Here is a 16,338-nt window from a genome sequence, read left to right on the forward strand (position 1 = left end):
GTGCGGCCGCCCAGCCCGAGCTGAGCGGCCGTCAGTCCTACTCCTCCACCAGCAGCTTCTCCCGCAGCTGGGCCAAGGTCCTGGCGAGCAGCCGGGACACGTGCATCTGGGAGATCCCCACCTCGGCGGCGATCTGCGACTGGGTCATGTTCCGGAAGAACCGCAGCACCAGGATCTTCTGTTCCCGGGGCGGCAGTTGGGCCAGCAGCGGCTTGAGCGACTCGCGGTACTCGACGCCCTCCAGCGCCTCGTCGGTGGCGCCCAGGGTGTCCGCGACGGCCGGCGACTCGTCGTCGCTGTCCGGCACGTCCAGGGACAGCGTGGAGTACGCGTTGGCGGACTCCAGGCCCTCCAGGACGTCCTCCTCGGAGATCCCCAGGTGCTCGGCCAGCTCGTGCACCGTGGGGGAGCGGCCGTGCCGCTGGGAGAGCTCGCTGGTCGCCGTGGTGAGCGACAGCCGCAGCTCCTGGAGCCGGCGCGGGACGCGCACCGCCCAGCCCTTGTCGCGGAAGTGCCGCTTGATCTCGCCGACGATGGTCGGCGTCGCGTAGGTGGAGAACTCGACCCCGCGCTCGTGGTCGAAGCGGTCCACCGACTTGATCAGGCCGATGGTGGCGACCTGGGTCAGGTCGTCCAGCGGCTCGCCCCGGTTGCGGAAGCGCCGGGCCAGGTGCTCGACCAGCGGGATGTGCATCCGCACCAGCTGGTTGCGCAGTTCGACCCGCTCCGGGGAGCCCTCGGGCAGTGCGGACAGCCGGACGAACAGCGCGCGGGCGGCCTCCCGGTCCGGGGCGCCCGAGCGGTGCGAGACCTGGGTGGGCACGGCGACGTGCGGCCCGGCCTCGTTCGCCGAGGCCGTCGCGTCCGTCGTGTTCGCCTCGTCCGTCGCGTTCGCCTCGCCGGCTTCGTCCGTCGCGGCCGTCTGGTCCACCGGGTCCGGAGGGGGCGTGGAGGCAGGCGTCGGCTCGGACGTCGGCTCGGTGGGGTGGCTCATCCGGTGGGCGTCCTTCGGGTGCGCTTCGTCGTTGGCGGCGAGGCCGGGAACGCTCGCCTGGGTCGGTACGGCAGGTCCCGCCGTCGCGAGGCCGGTACGGTCCAGATCACTCACGGCCATTCCCCCGTTCCGTTCCGGGAGCACCGGGGCCGGTGGCCCCGGAATCGTCTCGTTGGTCGTACCGCATGGGTGGCGGTACCGGAGCCGTCCGTCGGTCCCCGGAGCGGGGAGCGGCGGACGGCCCTTGCGCGGGTGGTGCTCGGTGCTGCTCGGTCGTGCGGTGCGGTGCTGCGCCCGACTAGTGGGCGGGTGACCCGCCGCGCTTCTTGTGCAGGCTGATCGTCACGGTCTTGTCCTCGGCGACCGAGGAGTCGACCTCACCGGCCAGCGCGGAGAGCACGGTCCAGGCGAAGGTGTCCCGCTCGGGGGCCTTGCCGTCGGTGGTCGGTGCGGCGACGGTCACCTTCAACGAGTCGCCGACCAGCCGGAACTCGCAGGACAGGACGGAGCCGGGCACCGCCTGCTGGAGCAGGATGGCGCAGGCCTCGTCGACCGCGATCCGCAGGTCCTCGATCTCGTCGAGGGTGAAGTCCAGCCGGGCGGCCAACCCGGCCGTCGCTGTTCGCAGGACGGAGAGGTAGGCCCCGGCTGCGGGCAGCCGGACCTCCACGAAGTCCTGAACACCGAGATCGCCGTCGATCTTGGACACCCTTGCCTCCTGGGTGACGCGCTGTGCTTTCTTGGTACCCCGCTTGTTACCGCTTGCTACCCCCGAAGGGGGTCCGGCGTCGCGGATCCGCCATCGCTCTGCCTTCCGCACCCCGGTTCGGGAGTTACTCATGGTAAGGCATTGCGACGCAGGGTGGCAGACCCTTTCTCCGGACTGCGGAAGGCCGTTCAGGGCCGCCCGACGGCGGTCAGCGCCTCGTCGGTGAGCCGGTACACCGTCCACTCGTTCATCGGCACCGCGCCGATCGACTTGTAGAAGTCGATCGAGGGCTGGTTCCAGTCCAGGACCGACCACTCCACCCGGGAGTAGCCGCGCTCGACGGCGATCCGGGCGAGCTCCAGCAGCAGTGCCTTGCCGTGGCCGCCGCCGCGCGACTCCGGGCGGACGTAGAGGTCCTCCAGGTAGATCCCGTAGGTGCCGCGCCAGGTCGAGAAGTTGCGGAACCAGACCGCGAAGCCGACCGGCTCGCCGGTGACGTCGTCCTCGGCGATCAGACCGTACAGCGCCGGGTCGGCGCCGAACAGGGCCTCGTGCAGCTGCTCCTCGGTGGCCTTCGCCTCGTGCAGGGCCTTCTCGTAGTCCGCGAGTTCGCGGACCATGGCGTGGATGACGGGGACGTCGGTGGCGACGGCGGTGCGGATCATGCCTGTGAGCCTACTGCTCGGGACCCGTCTCGTCCCAGGCCTGGAGGGAGGTCTGGTCGACGATCCGGCCGTCCCGCAGACCGGCCATCGAGGACATCAGCACCCGGACCCCGTCCGGATACCGGCAGGACTCCAGGAAGGCGACGTGGTCGCCCTGGACCACCACCTGTTCCAGCTTGTGGGTCATCTCGCGGCCGTAGACGTCGTCCAGCATGGCGCCGATCTCCTCCCGCCCGTGCATCACCAGGGGGTGGCTGGGCTGGGTCCTGCGATCGACCATGCGCAGTTCGGCGTCCTCCGCGTAGAGCGCCAGGAGGGTCTCGGCGTCGCGGCGCTCGATGCCCTCGCGCAGCGCGCGGGTGTCGAAGGCGGTGGGGGCCGCCATGGTGGCCATGATCTCGCTCCTCCGGTCGGGTTCCGTCGGCTCGTACCTCTGAGCGTACGCCCGCCGCCGGGGCCGGAGGAGCGGGACCGGGGCCGGTCAGCGGGCCGGTACGGTGCGCAGGTACTCGGCCAGCGCGCTGATCGCGGCCGGGTTGCGCGGGCTCTCCACCAGGTCGACGTAGTCCATGACGAAGATCCGGCCGTTCCTCACCGCGGAGACGTTCGCCAGCGGCGGGAAGGACGTGAGGAACTTCCGCTTCTCCTCGGCGCCGGGCGTCGCGTAGTCGTTGATCACGATCACCTCGGGGTCGCGCTCCACCACGCTCTCCCAGCCGGCCGTGACCCAGCTGTCGGCGAGGTCGCCCATGATGTTGGTCCCGCCGGCCTTGGCGATGATCTCGTCGGCGGCGGCGAACTTGCCCGCGGTGTACGGCTTGTCCTGCCCGCTGTCGTACAGGAAGACGGACGGGCGGCGCTCCGGCTGCGGGACGGCGGCGATCTGCGCCTTGAAGCCGGCGACCAGCTTGTCGGCACGGTCCTTGACGTCGAAGATCTCGCCGAGGTTGGCCAGGTCGGTGTAGAGCGCCTCCAGCGGGTCCATCACGCCGCGCTCGGTGCCCTTGCCGCTGCGGCAGGACTCGCTGAGCACGTACGAGTCGACGCCGAGCGCCTTGAAGGCCTGCGGGGTCACGCCGCTGCCCTCGTCGAAGCCGTAGTGCCAGCCGGCGAAGACCAGGTCGGCCTTGGCGTCCAGCGCGATCTCCTTGGTGATCCGCTGCTTGGAGAGCCACTTCGTCTGCTGGTAGCCGTCCTTCCAGGCGACCTTGTCGAGCTGCCCCTTGTCGTCGGGCATCACGTAGCCGGCCATCCGGTCGGCGAGGCCGAGCGAGAGCATCAGTTCGGTGATGCCGACGTCGTTGGTCACCACCCGGGCGGGCTTCCGGTCGAAGGTGAGCTCGTCGCCGCAGTTGCGCACGGTCACCGGGTAGTGGGCGGAGTCGGCTGCGGCCTCCTTCGGGGCGATCTCGGCGCCGCAGGCGGTGAGTCCGAGGACGAGCAGGGCGGCGGTGGCAACGGCCTTGGTACGCACGGTGGTTCCTTCGGAGGGGGCGGATCAGGCGGAGTGGTCGGAGGGGGCGAGGCGGTCGAACAGCAGCTGGAGGGCGCCGGTCACCGGGTGCCGCACCGGGGTGCCCCGGACGCCGAACACCTCGGCCAGCAGGGCGGGTTCGAGTACCTCGTGGGGCGGGCCCGAGGCGACGATCCGGCCGCCCCGCAGCACGTACAGCAGGTCGCAGTGGCCCGCCGCCAGGTTGAGGTCGTGCAGCGCGGTGAGCACCGTCGGTCCGGCCTCGCGGGCGAGCGCCAGCACCTCCAGCTGGTGGGCGACGTCGAGGTGGTTGGTGGGTTCGTCCAGCACCAGCAGGCGCGGCTCCTGGACCAGCGCGCGGGCGAACAGCACCCGCTGCTTCTCGCCCCCGGACAGGCTCAGGAAGCCCCGCTCGGCGAGGTGTCCGGCGCGGACCTTGCGCAGTGCCCCGGCGCAGCGCTCCTCGTCCCCGTCGGACGGGGCGCCGAAGCCCCGGCGGTGCGGCAGCCGGCCCATGGCCACCACCTCGGCCACCGTGAAGTCGAACTCGGCGGAGTGCTCCTGGGTCAGCGCGGCCACCCGGCGGGCCGACTCGCGCGCCGTGAGCGCGTGCAGGTCGTCGCCGGCGAGCCGGACGACGCCGCCGGCCGGCTTCAGCACCCGGTAGACGCAGCGCAGCAGGGTCGACTTGCCGCTGCCGTTCGGGCCGACCAGGCCGACCACCTGCCCGGCGGCGGCCGCCAGGCTCACCTCGTGGACCAGCCGGGTGCCGGCCAGCTCCACCGAGACGGCGTCGACGGCGAGGTCCTGGGCCAGGGCCGGGCCGGTGGCTCCGGCCGCTTCGGACGGCGTGGTCACGTCGGTCATCGGGTGCCTCCGAAGGCCTGGCCGCGGCGGCGCATCATGATCAGGAAGGCGGGCACGCCGAGCACCGCGGTGAACACCCCGACGGGCAGTTCGGCGGGCGCCAGCAGGGTGCGCGACGCGATGTCCACCCAGACCAGCAGCAGCGCCCCGGCGAGCGGCGCGATCACCAGCACCCGGCGGTGCCCGGCGCCGACCAGCATCCGCGCCAGGTGCGGCATCAGCAGTCCGACGAAGCCGATCGCCCCGCTGACCGCGACCACGGTGCCGGTGACGGCGGCGGTCACCACGAACAGCTCGCGGCGCAGCCGGTCCGGGTCCACGCCGAGCGAGGCGGAGGTCTCGTCGCCCATCGCGAGCGCGTCCAGCCGCCCGGCGGCGCAGGCCAGGTAGGCGAGGCCGGCCAGCACGGTGACGGCGGCGATCGGCACCTTGCCCCAGGTGGCGCCGCCGAGGCTGCCGAGCAGCCACATCATGGCGTCCCTGGCGGCCTCGCCGCGGTCGGCGGCGAAGACCATCAGGGTGGTGGCGGCGGAGAAGCCGTAGGACAGGGCGGTGCCGGTGAGCACCAGGCGCAGCGGGGTGAGCCCGTACGCGGTGCGGGCGGCGAGGTACACCAGCGTCATGGCGGCCAGCGCGGAGCCGAAGGCGGAGGCGGAGATCGCCCACACCCCGAGCGAGGCGAAGGCGCCGAACAGCAGCACGGCGTTGGCGCCGACGGCCGCGCCGGAGGAGATGCCGAGCACGAAGGGGTCGGCCAGCGCGTTGCGCACCAGGGCCTGGACGGCGACCCCGCAGGCGGCGAGTCCGGCGCCGACCACGGCGGCCAGCACGGTGCGCGGCAGCCGGATCTCCCAGACGATCGCGTACGCGGCCGCCTCGTCCGCCTCCAGCCGGCCGCCCGTCAGCCCGGCACCCAGCAGTCGCAGCACCCGGGGCAGGCCGAGCCCGGAGGAGCCGAGGGCGACTCCGCAGACCAGCGAGAGCAGCAGCGCGGCGGCGAGGCCGGCGGCGAGCGGGACGACGGGTATCCGGCGGGTGGGCGGGCCGGCTGCACGGTCTGCGGGTGCGCGGTTCACGGGTGCGCCTTGCCTCGGGCCGCGGGTGCGCCGGGCCGGGCGCGTGCCGGGGCGTGCCGGGGCGCCGGTCCCCTCGCAGTCCGCGGCGAGTTGTCGGGAGGTCAGCGGCCGGGGGCGATCGGGCTGGCGCGGCCGTACGGGCGGGTACGGGCCGTGCTCACCGTTGCGGGTCAGCGCCGGATTCACACCGGACTTCCCCCTCGGACGCCCTGGCAGCATAACAGCCACTCAGGGCAGGCAACCCTTACCGGGCAGGGCTGGACGTGAACGCACGACCGCCCCCGTCCGACGGTGCGGACGGGGGCGGTCGGCTGGCGACGCGTCAGGCTCAGGCCTGCTTGGTCTCCCAGAAGATCTTGTCGACCTCGGCGATCAGGTCCAGCAGGGCCTGGCCGGTGGCCGGGTCGGTGGACGCCTTGGCGGCCGAGGCGGCCTTCAGGGTGTCGTTGACCAGCTGGTGCAGCTGCGGGTACTTCTCGAAGTGCGGAGCCTTGAAGTAGTCGCTCCACAGCACCGAGATGTGGTGCTTGACGGCCTCGGCGCGCTGCTCCTTGATGATGACGGCGCGGGCGCGGAAGTGCGGGTCCTCGTTGGCCTGGTACTTCTCCTGGGTGGCCTTGACGGACTCGGCCTCGATCCGGGCCTGCGCCGGGTCGTACACGCCGCAGGGCAGGTCGCAGTGGGCGTGGGCGGTGGCGCGCGGTGCAAACAGACGAGAGAACATGGGAGTCCTTCCTTAGATCGTCTTCCCGCGCCCGAGATTACCCCTCCGTCCTCCCGGTTTCGCGATCGGGCGGGGGGCCCAGGGCGAAAGACGGACCAGGAAACGGGCCAATCCGGACATCGAACAGGTGACGGCCCGTACGGCAGACTGGGGGCGGGCCGAGCGGGAGGAGGAGCCGTGGAGCGGAGCACGCGGCCGGAGGGCGCCGGAGCGGGGCGGCGGGGCCGGGGCGGCGTGCTGCCGCTGGGGCTGGTCGACGTGGCGGGGCCGTCCATGGTGCCGACCCTGCGCGAGGGCGACCGGCTGCTGGTCCGCTACGGCGCGCCGGTCCGGCCGGGCGCGGTGGTGCTCTTCCGGCACCCGTTCCAGCAGGACCTGCTGGTGGTGAAGCGGGCCGCCGGGCGCCGGGCCGAGGGCTGGTGGCTGCTGTCCGACAACCGTCCGGTGGACAGCGACAGCCGCAGCTACGGCGCCGTGCCGGACGAGCTGGTGCTCGGCCGGGTGCTGCTGCGGCTGCGTCCCGACCCGGTCTGGCTGGCGCCGGGCCGCCGGCTGGAGCGGCTGCTGCTCACCCCCCGGCTGGCCCGGCTGCCGGGCCTGGCCCGCCGGTTCGGCGTGTGGGTCGAGGAACCCTAGGCCCCGGCCCCGGCCCCGGCCGCGGCCTCCTGGCGCTTGCGGGCCCGGTAGGCGGCCACGTTGGCGCGGGTCGCGCAGCGGTCCGAGCAGTAGCGGCGGGAGCGGTTGGTCGAGGTGTCCAGGTAGGCGTTGCGGCAGGGCGCGGCCTGGCAGATGCCGAGCCGGTCGGCGCCCAGCTCGGTCAGGTGGACGGCCAGGCCCATGCAGGCCACCGCGCTGAAGTGCGCGGTGGCGGTGGGCGAGTTGTCGGCCAGGTGCAGGTGCCAGCGCGGCCGCCCGGCGTCGTCCAGGAAGTCGTGCCCGGAGATCAGCGGGCTGACGGGGTACTCCATCAGCAGGCTGTTCAGCAGGTCGACGCCGCGGATCTCGTCCCCCTCGGCGGCGGCCTCGAAGACCCCGCGCAGGCGGGTCCGCACGGCCCGGAGCCTGGGCAGGTCGGACTCGTCGGCGAGCGTGGCGGCCCGCGAGGAGTCGGAGAACAGGCCGCGCACCGCCTCCACGGAGGTCAGCGCGTCGGTGCCGCGCTCGGGCTCCTCGGTGTTCACCAGCCGAACGGCGAGATCGGCGTACGCGGCGAGCTCCACAGGGGTCCTTCCAGAATGCGGTAACGGGCTTACTGCCTCCAGCCTATTACCCGGGCGGGGACTCCACCCTACGGCCCGGGCGGCGGCTGCGGCCCACGGCCCGGGCGGAAAACGGTCGGCGCCCGGCAGGGGAGGCCTGCCGGGCGCCTGGGGCACGGGTTCAGAGCACCTTGGACAGGAAGGCCCTGGTCCGCTCGTGCTGCGGGTCGGTGAGCACCTCGCGGGGGTTGCCGGACTCGACCACCACGCCGCCGTCCATGAACACCAGCGCGTCGCCGACCTCGCGGGCGAAACCCATCTCGTGGGTGACGACCACCATGGTCATGCCCTCCTCGGCGAGGCCGCGCATGACGTCCAGGACGTCGCCGACCAGCTCCGGGTCGAGCGCCGAGGTGGGCTCGTCGAAGAGCATCAGCTTGGGCTTCATGGCCAGCGCGCGGGCGATCGCGACGCGCTGCTGCTGGCCGCCGGAGAGCTGCGAGGGGTAGTTCCGCGCCTTGTCGGCGAGGCCGACCCGCTCCAGCAGGGCCATCCCGCGCTCGCGGGCGTCGGCCTTGCTCTCGCCCTTGACCTGGACCGGCGCCTCCATGACGTTCTCGACGGCGGTCATGTGCGGGAACAGGTTGAAGCGCTGGAAGACCATGCCGATGTCGCGCCGCTTGAGGGCGACCTCGCGGTCCTTGAGCTCGTGCAGCCGGTCGCCCTTCTGCCGGTAGCCGACCAGCTCGCCGTCCACCCAGAGCCGGCCGCCGTTGATCTTCTCCAGGTGGTTGATGCACCGCAGGAAGGTCGACTTGCCGGAGCCGGACGGGCCGATCAGGCAGAACACCTCGCCCTTCCTGACCTCCAGGTCGATGCCCTTGAGCACCTCGACCAGGCCGTAGGACTTGTGCACGTTCTCGGCGCGGACCATGGGCTCGGCGGACGCGGCGGCGCCGGCCGGGGTCTTGGTCAGGTCGGTCATACGTGACCACCTCCCTCGAGGCCGGGAACGACGTCGGCACTCGTCTTCGGGGCGGGCTTCCCGGCGAACAGTCCCCGCAGCCGTTGCAGCGGGGTGGGCGGGAGGGTGCGGTTGGAGCCTCGGGCGTAGTGGCGCTCGATGTAGTACTGACCGATGGTCAGCACCGAGGTGAAGAACAGGTACCAGAGGCTGACCACGATCAGCAGCGGGATGTTCTGGTAGTTCCTGGAGTAGATGACCTGGCCGGCCCGGAAGATCTCCTCCAGGGAGATCACCGAGACCAGCGAGGTGGTCTTGAGCATCGAGATGGTCTCGTTGCCGGTCGGCGGGATGATCACCCGCATGGCCTGCGGCAGGACGATCCGGCGCATGGTCTGGAACCGGCTCATGCCGAGCGCGTGCGAGGCCTCGGCCTGGCCCTCGTCCACCGACTGGATGCCGCCGCGGACGATCTCCGCCATGTAGGCGGCCTCGTTGAGGCCGAGGCCCAGCAGTGCCGCGACGAACGTCGGGATCAGCACGTTGGTCTGCTCGGACCAGAACTCCGGCCCCCACGGGACGCCGATCGACAGCTTGGCCCAGATCAGGCCGAGGAAGTTCCAGAACACCAGCTGCACCAGGACCGGGGTGCCGCGGAAGATCCAGATGTAGACCCAGGCGACGCCGGCCAGCAGCGGGTTCGGGGACAGCCGCATCACCGCGAGGATGATGCCGCCGACCACGCCCATGAGCATGGCGAGCACGGTCAGTTCCAGCGTCACCAGCAGGCCGTGCATGATGCTGTCGTGGAACAGGTACTGACCGACGATGTCCCACTTGAAGGCGGGGTTGGTGAAGGCGGCGCTCAGCAGCATGGCCGCGAGCACGGCGATGACGACGGCGCCCGCCCAGCGTCCGGGGTGGCGGACCGGGACGGCCTTGATGATCTCAGGCCGCCCCCTCTGCGCCGTCCCCTTGTCCAAAGAGTTCACGGTGTGGCCTCGGGGGAGAAGATGAAGCGTACGAGGGTCAGCTGACGGCGCCGTTGACGGCCGACTTTTCGATGGCACCGGCCTCGACACCCCACTTGGTGAGGATCTGCTTGTAGGTGCCGTCGTCGATCAGCGACTGGACGGCGCCCTGGATGGCCGGGGTGAGCTTGGAGCCCTTGGCCAGGGCGACGCCGTAGGGGGCCGTGCCGTAGGTCTCGCCGACCTTCTCCAGCTGGCCGCCGGACTGTTTGATCGCGTAGTCGACGACCTGGGAGTCGGCCATCAGCGCCTGGTCGCGCCCGGAGACCACGGCGTTGGTGACGTCCGTCTGGAGGTCGAACTTGTCGCCGCCGTTCTGGACGCCCGGCTTGCCGGCCTTGGCGCAGTCGGGGTCGCGGGTGTCCTTGATCTCGTCGGCCTGGGTGGTGCCGGTCTGGACGGCGACCTTCTTGCCGCAGAGGTCCTTCGGGTCGACCTTCTCCGGGTTGCCCTTCTTCACCGCGACGGCGCTGCCGGAGTTGAAGTAGGTGACCATGTCGACGATCTGCTCGCGCTCCTTGTTGTCCGTGAAGGACGACATGCCGAGCTGGAACTTGTTCGACTGGATGCCGGGGATGATCGCGGTGAAGCCGGAGTCCTGCACCTCGGCCTTCAGCCCGAGCTTGGCGGCGATGGCGTTGGCCAGGTCGACGTCCATGCCGATGACCTTGCCGCTGTCGTCCTTGAACTCGTCCGGCGCGTACGACGCGTCGGCGCCCACCACGAGCTTGCCGGCCGTCTTGACGTCGTCCGGGACGAGCGCGGCGAGCTTGGGGTCGGCCTTGACCTCGTTGACGGTGGCGGAGGCGTTGGGGGCGCCGCCGCTCTCGGTCTTGCTGCTGCTGCAACCGGTCAGCACGAGGGAGACGGAGGCGGCGACGACGCCGGCTGCGAAGAGCCGGTTGCGCTTGGTACGGGCGGTCATGAAGGGGGATCTCCATCCTGGGGGAGAGAGGTCGGGCGGAGCGCGCCGCGGGAGCGGCGCACCGGAACAGCGAGCCGGACGTCCGGGTACGGGTGCGTGGTGCCGTACGTCGTCGTACGTGCAGGCCGGGTCGTGCAGTTGCCCGGGTGCGCGGGAGCCACCCGGGGCCTTACGAGGTACTGCTTCCGCCACCCTCCGCCGAGGTGGACGTTGACCGAACCGCCTCGACCAGGGGCCTGCTCGATCCGAGATGGGGGGAATCCTGCCATCTGATGACGGTCAGGTGGCCCTCATCCAGATCAAAATCGGATAACGAGGGGTCACGCTGTCCGCTATTCGGACTTATTCCGTGACCCTGTCACTCTGCGCATAAGTATGCGGACCGGTGGGTGTCGTTCCCGGAGGCCCGCCGCCCGCGCCCCGGATGCCGCCGCCGGTGGTCCCGGCCTGCCGGGCCCACCGGCGGGTGTGTCAGAATTCGTCACCGGGTGACCCCCGAACGCTCGAACCAGACCGACGAGCCCCGACAGGCTCGGGGTGCTCAGGAACGGAAGCCTCAACGCGGCTCCGTATCCGGGGCTCCGACTCCCCTCGGATCTGTTTCACTCCTGCGGGTACGCGTGCGCTCACGCCGTCCGCCGCCGCCGGAGCCCGGTGTTTCCGACTCCGGGCCCCCGAGCGCGACGGCGCGGCGATGAACCGTGCGTGACGAGGACGAAAAGGCATAGGTGCGATGCCTCCGTCCGACCTAGGCTCGGCCCGGAAGCACAACGCGGGCAACACCAGACCCCATAAAACCCTCATCCGAGGGCGCCGCCCGACGGCAGCGCCCCGACCCTGAACACCCGGGTCCGCTTCGGCGTACCCGGTTTCCGGTTTCCGGACGGGTCGTCCTGTCCGTCGGCCCGTGCGTCCTCGCCGATCAATGACGAAGAGGTCATCGTGGCAGCGGAGATCATTCACAGCAGCACCCAGGACACCGACGATCCGGTCGACGCGGTCTTCGCGCTCCACCGCGGCGGCAAGATGGAGATCCGGGCGACCGTCCCGGTGCGCGACGCGGACGACCTGTCCCTCGCCTACACCCCCGGTGTCGCGCGGGTCTGCACGGCCATCGCCGAGCAGCCCGAGCTGGTCAACGACTACACCTGGAAGTCCAACACCGTCGCGGTGGTCACCGACGGCACCGCGGTGCTGGGCCTCGGCGACATCGGCCCGCAGGCCTCGCTGCCCGTGATGGAGGGCAAGGCCATCCTGTTCAAGCAGTTCGGCGGCGTGGACGCGGTGCCGATCGCGCTCGCCTGCACCGGGGTCGACGAGATCGTCGAGACCGTGGTCCGGCTGGCGCCCTCGTTCGGCGGCGTCAACCTGGAGGACATCTCCGCCCCCCGCTGCTTCGAGATCGAGCGCCGGCTCCAGGAGGCCCTGGACATCCCGGTCTTCCACGACGACCAGCACGGCACCGCGATCGTCACCACCGCCGCCCTGTGGAACGCGGCCAAGGTGACCGGCCGTGAGATCGGCTCGCTGCGGGCCGTCATCTCCGGCGCCGGCGCGGCCGGCATCGCCATCGCCAAGATGCTGGTCGCGGCCGGCATCGGCGACGTGGCCGTCTGCGACCGCAAGGGCGTGGTGTACGAGGGCCGCGGCGACCTCACCGACGTCAAGGCCGAGATCGCCGGGCGGACCAACCGCTCCGGCCTCAAGGGCTCGCTGGCCGACGCGCTGGCCGGCGCCGACGTGTTCATCGGCGTCTCCGGCGGCACCGTGCCGGAGGAGGTCGTCGCGACCATGGCCGAGGGCGCGTTCGTCTTCGCGATGGCCAACCCCACTCCGGAGATCCACCCCGAGGTCGCGCACAGGTACGCCGCGGTGGTCGCCACCGGCCGCAGCGACTTCCCGAACCAGATCAACAACGTGCTGGCCTTCCCCGGCATCTTCGCGGGCGCCCTCCAGGTCCGCGCCTCCCGGATCACCGAGGGCATGAAGCTGGCCGCCGCCAAGGCGCTGGCCGGCGTCGTGGCCGACGAGCTGACGCCGCAGAAGGTCATCCCCTCGCCGTTCGACGAGCGGGTCGCGCCGGCCGTCACCAAGGCCGTCGCCGAGGCCGCCCGGGCGGAGGGCGTGGCGCGGATCTGACGATCCGGCCGCACATCCGGCCGACGGCCAGGGGCCGGGACACGCGTCACACGTCCGCGTGGTTCCCGGCCCCGGCCGTCGGGGCTATCGTCCGGGGCATGTTCGCTGCCTACGCCGCACGTACCGACGCCGCCGACCCGCTGAGCGGGCTGGAGCTGGGCGACCTCCCCGAGCCGCAGGCCCGTCCGGGCTGGAGCGTGGTCACGGTCAGGGCCGCCAGCCTCAACCACCACGACCTGTGGTCGCTGCGCGGGGTCGGCCTGCCCGCCGAGAGGCTGCCGATGATCCTCGGCTGCGACGCCGCCGGCGTCGACGAGCACGGCAACGAGGTGGTCCTGCACTCGGTGATCGGCCAGAGCGGCCACGGGGTCGGCCCGGACGAGCCGCGCTCCATCCTGACCGAGCGCTACCAGGGCACCTTCGCCCAGCGGGTCGCGGTGCCCACCTGGAACCTGCTGCCCAAGCCCGCCGGGCTGAGCTTCGAGCAGGCCGCCTGCCTGCCCACCGCCTGGCTGACGGCCTACCGGATGCTGTTCACCAACGCCGGGGTCAAGCCCGGTGACACCGTCCTGGTGCAGGGGGCGGGCGGCGGGGTGGCGACCGCGCTGATCGTCCTCGGCAAGGCGGCCGGCCTGCGGGTCTGGGTCACCGGACGGAACGAGGCCAAGCGCGCCAGGGCGGTGGAACTCGGCGCCGACGCGGCCTTCGAGAGCGGCGCCCGGCTGCCCGAGCGGGTGGACGCGGTCCTGGAGACGGTCGGCGCCGCGACCTGGTCGCACTCGGTGAAGTCGCTGCGCCCGGGCGGCACCATCGTCATCTCCGGGGCCACCTCGGGGCCCAACCCGAGCGCGGTCGAGCTGAACCGGATCTTCTTCCTGGAGCTCAGGGTGGTCGGCTCGACCATGGGCACCAAGGAGGAGCTGGCCGGGCTGCTCTCGTTCTGCGCCAACACCGGCGTCCGGCCGGTGATCGACTCGGTGCTGCCGCTGGCCGAGGCCGGGGACGGCTTCGCCCGGCTCGCCGAGGGGGACGTCTTCGGGAAGATCGTCCTGAGGCCCTGAGGCCCTGAGGCCCTGAGGCCCTGAGGCCCTGAGGCCCTGAGGCCCTGAGGCCCTGAGCCTGCGGCGTCGTGACGCGCGGCGGCCCGGTGTCCCCGTCGGGGAGCACCGGGCCACCGGCGCCGTCCGGTTCCCGCGGCCGGCTCAGCCGAGCAGCCGCTTCAGCCGCTCGCCCGCGGTGCCCAGCACCGTCTGGGCCTCGGCCAGCTTGTCCGCGCTCACTCCACCGTCCCTGGCCGTGTCGCGGACCTGGTCGCGGAAGCGGTCGAGCAGCCGCTCCAGCTCGCGGGCCGGGTCCCCGGCCGGGTCGGTGCGGGCCCACGCCGGAAGGTCGGCCGGGGCGCCGGGGCCGTCCTCGTCCAGGTCGATCCTGGTCACGGTGACCTGCTCGGCGGCTCCGGCCGGTGCGGCCGGCCCCTCCGCGCCCTGGCCCCAGCGGGCCGCGTCGGCCAGCCCGGCCAGGCCCTTGGTCAGCTCGGACAGGCCTTCGGCCAGCCCGGTCGGCCAGTCGCCCTTCGCGGCGTGCTCACGCACCTGCTGCTCGACCCGGCGCTTGATCCGCAGCGCCTCCTGCTGCGCGGCGTTGCGCGAGGCCTTGGCCTGCTCGCGCAGCCGGCGGGCCTCCGCCTCGGCGGCCTTCGCCTTGGCCTTGGCGGCCTTCTCCTGCTCCCGCGCGCGCTTGGCCTGTTCCTTGGCCTGCTGCTTGAACTGGGCGAACTCCTCCTTGGCGCGCTGCCAGGACTCGTTGTCGCCCCAGGGCCCGGCCCACGGGTCGCCGCCTTCGGCGCGCTCCGGCCGGGGCGCCTGCTTGGCGGCGTTCCACAGCTCCTCGCGCAGGTCCTTGGCGCTGTCCCTGACGTCCTCGCGGATCGCCCCGGCGAGCTGTGCCACGGAGTCGTGGATCTCCAGCTCAAGGTCGTCCAACTCGCCCTGTCTGGCTTCGAGTTCGGTGCGGCCGGCGTCGGTCAGCCGGTACACCTTGCGGCCGCCCTCGGTGCTGTGGCTGACCAGGCCCTCCTGTTCGAGCTTGGCCAGTCGCGGGTAGACCGTCCCGGCGGAGGGGGCGTACAGGCCCTGGAACCGCTCCTCCAGCAGCCGGATCACCTCGTAGCCGTGCCGCGGCGCCTCGTCCAGCAGCTTCAGCAGGTAGAGTCGCAGCCGGCCGTGGCCGAACACGGGAGTCATCTCAGGCCTCCTTCGTGAGGTTCGGCGTGCCGGGACCGGCCGGCAGCTCCTTGACCACCACCGGGCCCTCGTCCTCGGACTCGGGGCGGCGCAGCACGGTGACCGCGCCGGAGACGGTGGTGACGTGGAGGCTGCCGCGGCCCTCGCCGAGCCGGCCGGAGATCTTCTTGGCGCCCCAGGTGCTGCTCATCTGGAGCTCCTCGAAGGTGCTGGAGACGTCGCCGCTGGTGGAGCCGGCCTCGACGGTGGCGTCGGCCAGCGAGGGGATGCGGACCACGACCGCGCCGCTGACCGTGTTGACCTTGACCTCGGTCTCGCCGGCCACGTCGAGGTCCAGGGTGACGGCGCCGGTGACGGTGTTGGCCTGGACCCGGTCGGCGGTGCCGGCGATCACGGTGAGCCGGCCGGAGACGGTGTTGACCTTGAGCCGGCCGCCGACGGCCTGGGCGTCCACGTCGCCGGTGACGGTGCTGGCGTCGATCCGGCCGGTGACCCCGGCGAGGGTGGTGTCGCCGTTGGCGCTCTGCACCGAGACGTGCCCGTCGACGCCGCTGACGGTGGCGTGGGCCGACACGGTGCCGACCTTGACCTCGACCTCGGCCGGGACGGTCACCGTCACGCCGGCGATCCGCTTGCGCTTGAGGGAGCCGAAGAAGCTCTTCACCGAGCCGACCGACTTGAGCCAGTCGCCGAACTCGCCCCAGCTGTTGATGTCCTTGTAGGTGACCGTCAGGACGCCGTCCACCAGGGTCACGTGCAGCGGGTCGCCGACGAGTTCGGTGATCTCCAGGCGGGCCGGGCCCTCGGCCGCCACCACGTTCACGGTGCCCTCGATGGTCCGCACGTGCAGCGCGCGCACCGTCTCGTCGAAGGTGATCCTCTCGGGGCCGTCGACCGTCCACTGGCTCATCTCTGCCGCCTCCCTCGTCGATCGCGATGTATCGCGTTCTCTTTTAAAGACGATATATCGCGTGCTGGCAGAGTCAAGCGTGTTCACCCCCGTCCCGACCCCGATCCGACCCCGATCCGTCCCCGAGGTCTCCCCTACGGGGGGCGTTCGGAACGGCGCCCGAACATGCGCGGGGCCCGGGAGGCGGTTGCCTCCCGGGCCCTCGGCGGGCGTCACCCGGTCACTCGTCGTCCTCGTCGTCGAGCCGCGCGAGCCAGGTGGCCAGCCGCTCGACCGGGACCTCGAAGTCCGGGTTGAGGTCGACGAACGTGCGCAGCTGCTCGGCCAGCCACCCGAAGGTGACCTCCTCCTCGCCGCGCCGGTTCTCCAGCTCCTCGATGCCACGGTCGGTGAAGTACACGGTTCGCTCCGGTCCGGT

18 protein-coding genes and 1 riboswitch are annotated in these 16,338 nt (G+C 72.0%); of the genes, 3 read left to right on the plus strand and 15 right to left on the minus strand.

Features of this window, described 5'->3' with window-relative positions; genetic code table 11:
• Positions 1 to 37 precede the first annotated feature (37 nt).
• From ACIQOW_RS12885 to sodN, 8 genes are all read right to left on the minus strand, one after another.
• On the minus strand, positions 38 to 1,108 hold the full coding sequence (locus tag ACIQOW_RS12885; RefSeq protein ID WP_401083454.1) for a SigB/SigF/SigG family RNA polymerase sigma factor: 1,071 nt from the start codon (positions 1,106 to 1,108) through the stop codon (positions 38 to 40).
• Positions 1,109 to 1,292: 184 nt separating this feature from the next.
• Positions 1,293 to 1,703, minus strand: coding sequence for an anti-sigma regulatory factor (locus ACIQOW_RS12890; protein WP_188300105.1), 411 nt, complete (start codon positions 1,701 to 1,703; stop codon positions 1,293 to 1,295).
• 188 nt (positions 1,704 to 1,891) lie between these two features.
• The gene (locus ACIQOW_RS12895; protein ID WP_188300106.1) at positions 1,892 to 2,368 is read right to left on the minus strand and encodes a GNAT family N-acetyltransferase; all 477 of its coding nucleotides are present in this window, start codon (positions 2,366 to 2,368) and stop codon (positions 1,892 to 1,894) included.
• Positions 2,369 to 2,378: 10 nt separating this feature from the next.
• Complete coding sequence (locus tag ACIQOW_RS12900; RefSeq protein WP_401083457.1) at positions 2,379 to 2,762, minus strand: nuclear transport factor 2 family protein; 384 nt, start codon at positions 2,760 to 2,762, stop codon at positions 2,379 to 2,381.
• An 87-nt stretch (positions 2,763 to 2,849) separates the two neighbouring features.
• Positions 2,850 to 3,842 carry an ABC transporter substrate-binding protein gene (locus ACIQOW_RS12905; RefSeq protein ID WP_401083459.1) on the minus strand — a complete coding sequence of 331 codons (993 nt, stop codon included), beginning with the start codon at positions 3,840 to 3,842 and terminating at the stop codon, positions 2,850 to 2,852.
• 24 nt (positions 3,843 to 3,866) lie between these two features.
• Positions 3,867 to 4,709, minus strand: a complete 843-nt coding sequence (locus tag ACIQOW_RS12910) for an ABC transporter ATP-binding protein (protein ID WP_401083461.1) — start codon at positions 4,707 to 4,709, stop codon at positions 3,867 to 3,869.
• Positions 4,706 to 5,785, minus strand: a complete 1,080-nt coding sequence (locus tag ACIQOW_RS12915; protein ID WP_401083463.1) for a FecCD family ABC transporter permease — start codon at positions 5,783 to 5,785, stop codon at positions 4,706 to 4,708. Before ACIQOW_RS12915 ends, ACIQOW_RS12910 begins: the two co-directional genes overlap by 4 nt.
• A 121-nt stretch (positions 5,786 to 5,906) precedes the next feature.
• A riboswitch (cobalamin riboswitch) is annotated at positions 5,907 to 6,032 on the minus strand.
• Between the two features lie 81 nt (positions 6,033 to 6,113).
• Entirely contained in the window at positions 6,114 to 6,509 is a 396-nt protein-coding gene (sodN, locus tag ACIQOW_RS12920; protein ID WP_188300111.1) for a superoxide dismutase, Ni, read from the minus strand.
• 177 nt (positions 6,510 to 6,686) lie between these two features.
• Here sodN and sodX point away from each other — a divergent pair, with 177 nt between their 5' ends.
• Entirely contained in the window at positions 6,687 to 7,145 is a 459-nt protein-coding gene (sodX, locus tag ACIQOW_RS12925) for a nickel-type superoxide dismutase maturation protease (protein ID WP_401083465.1), read from the plus strand.
• Here the strand turns inward: sodX and ACIQOW_RS12930 are convergent.
• From ACIQOW_RS12930 to ACIQOW_RS12945, 4 genes are all read right to left on the minus strand, one after another.
• Positions 7,142 to 7,729, minus strand: coding sequence for a CGNR zinc finger domain-containing protein (locus ACIQOW_RS12930; protein ID WP_401083467.1), 588 nt, complete (start codon positions 7,727 to 7,729; stop codon positions 7,142 to 7,144). The genes sodX and ACIQOW_RS12930 overlap by 4 nt on opposite strands.
• 160 nt (positions 7,730 to 7,889) lie before the next feature.
• Positions 7,890 to 8,693 carry an amino acid ABC transporter ATP-binding protein gene (locus ACIQOW_RS12935; RefSeq protein ID WP_401083468.1) on the minus strand — a complete coding sequence of 268 codons (804 nt, stop codon included), beginning with the start codon at positions 8,691 to 8,693 and terminating at the stop codon, positions 7,890 to 7,892.
• On the minus strand, positions 8,690 to 9,664 hold the full coding sequence (locus ACIQOW_RS12940) for an amino acid ABC transporter permease (RefSeq protein WP_317620390.1): 975 nt from the start codon (positions 9,662 to 9,664) through the stop codon (positions 8,690 to 8,692). The genes ACIQOW_RS12935 and ACIQOW_RS12940 overlap by 4 nt, the downstream gene beginning before the upstream one ends.
• A 37-nt stretch (positions 9,665 to 9,701) precedes the next feature.
• Entirely contained in the window at positions 9,702 to 10,628 is a 927-nt protein-coding gene (locus ACIQOW_RS12945) for an ABC transporter substrate-binding protein (RefSeq protein ID WP_401083470.1), read from the minus strand.
• Positions 10,629 to 11,570: 942 nt separating this feature from the next.
• Between ACIQOW_RS12945 and ACIQOW_RS12950 the strand changes: the two genes are divergently transcribed.
• A complete protein-coding gene (locus ACIQOW_RS12950; RefSeq protein WP_401083471.1) occupies positions 11,571 to 12,767 on the plus strand; it encodes an NADP-dependent malic enzyme in 1,197 nt (398 codons plus the stop codon).
• 98 nt (positions 12,768 to 12,865) lie between these two features.
• A complete protein-coding gene (locus ACIQOW_RS12955; protein ID WP_401083472.1) occupies positions 12,866 to 13,828 on the plus strand; it encodes a zinc-binding dehydrogenase in 963 nt (320 codons plus the stop codon).
• Between the two features lie 141 nt (positions 13,829 to 13,969).
• Here ACIQOW_RS12955 and ACIQOW_RS12960 read toward each other — a convergent pair whose 3' ends face one another.
• From ACIQOW_RS12960 to ACIQOW_RS12970, 3 genes are all read right to left on the minus strand, one after another.
• On the minus strand, positions 13,970 to 15,010 hold the full coding sequence (locus ACIQOW_RS12960) for a PadR family transcriptional regulator (RefSeq protein WP_401083474.1): 1,041 nt from the start codon (positions 15,008 to 15,010) through the stop codon (positions 13,970 to 13,972).
• A gap of 1 nt (position 15,011) precedes the next feature.
• Entirely contained in the window at positions 15,012 to 15,920 is a 909-nt protein-coding gene (locus ACIQOW_RS12965; protein ID WP_401083476.1) for a DUF4097 family beta strand repeat-containing protein, read from the minus strand.
• A 220-nt stretch (positions 15,921 to 16,140) separates the two neighbouring features.
• Positions 16,141 to 16,320 carry a DUF6104 family protein gene (locus ACIQOW_RS12970; RefSeq protein ID WP_188300118.1) on the minus strand — a complete coding sequence of 60 codons (180 nt, stop codon included), beginning with the start codon at positions 16,318 to 16,320 and terminating at the stop codon, positions 16,141 to 16,143.
• Between the last annotated feature and the right edge of the window lie 18 nt (positions 16,321 to 16,338).

The organism is Kitasatospora sp. NPDC091335, from assembly GCF_044757205.1.
Classification (GTDB): domain Bacteria; phylum Actinomycetota; class Actinomycetes; order Streptomycetales; family Streptomycetaceae; genus Kitasatospora.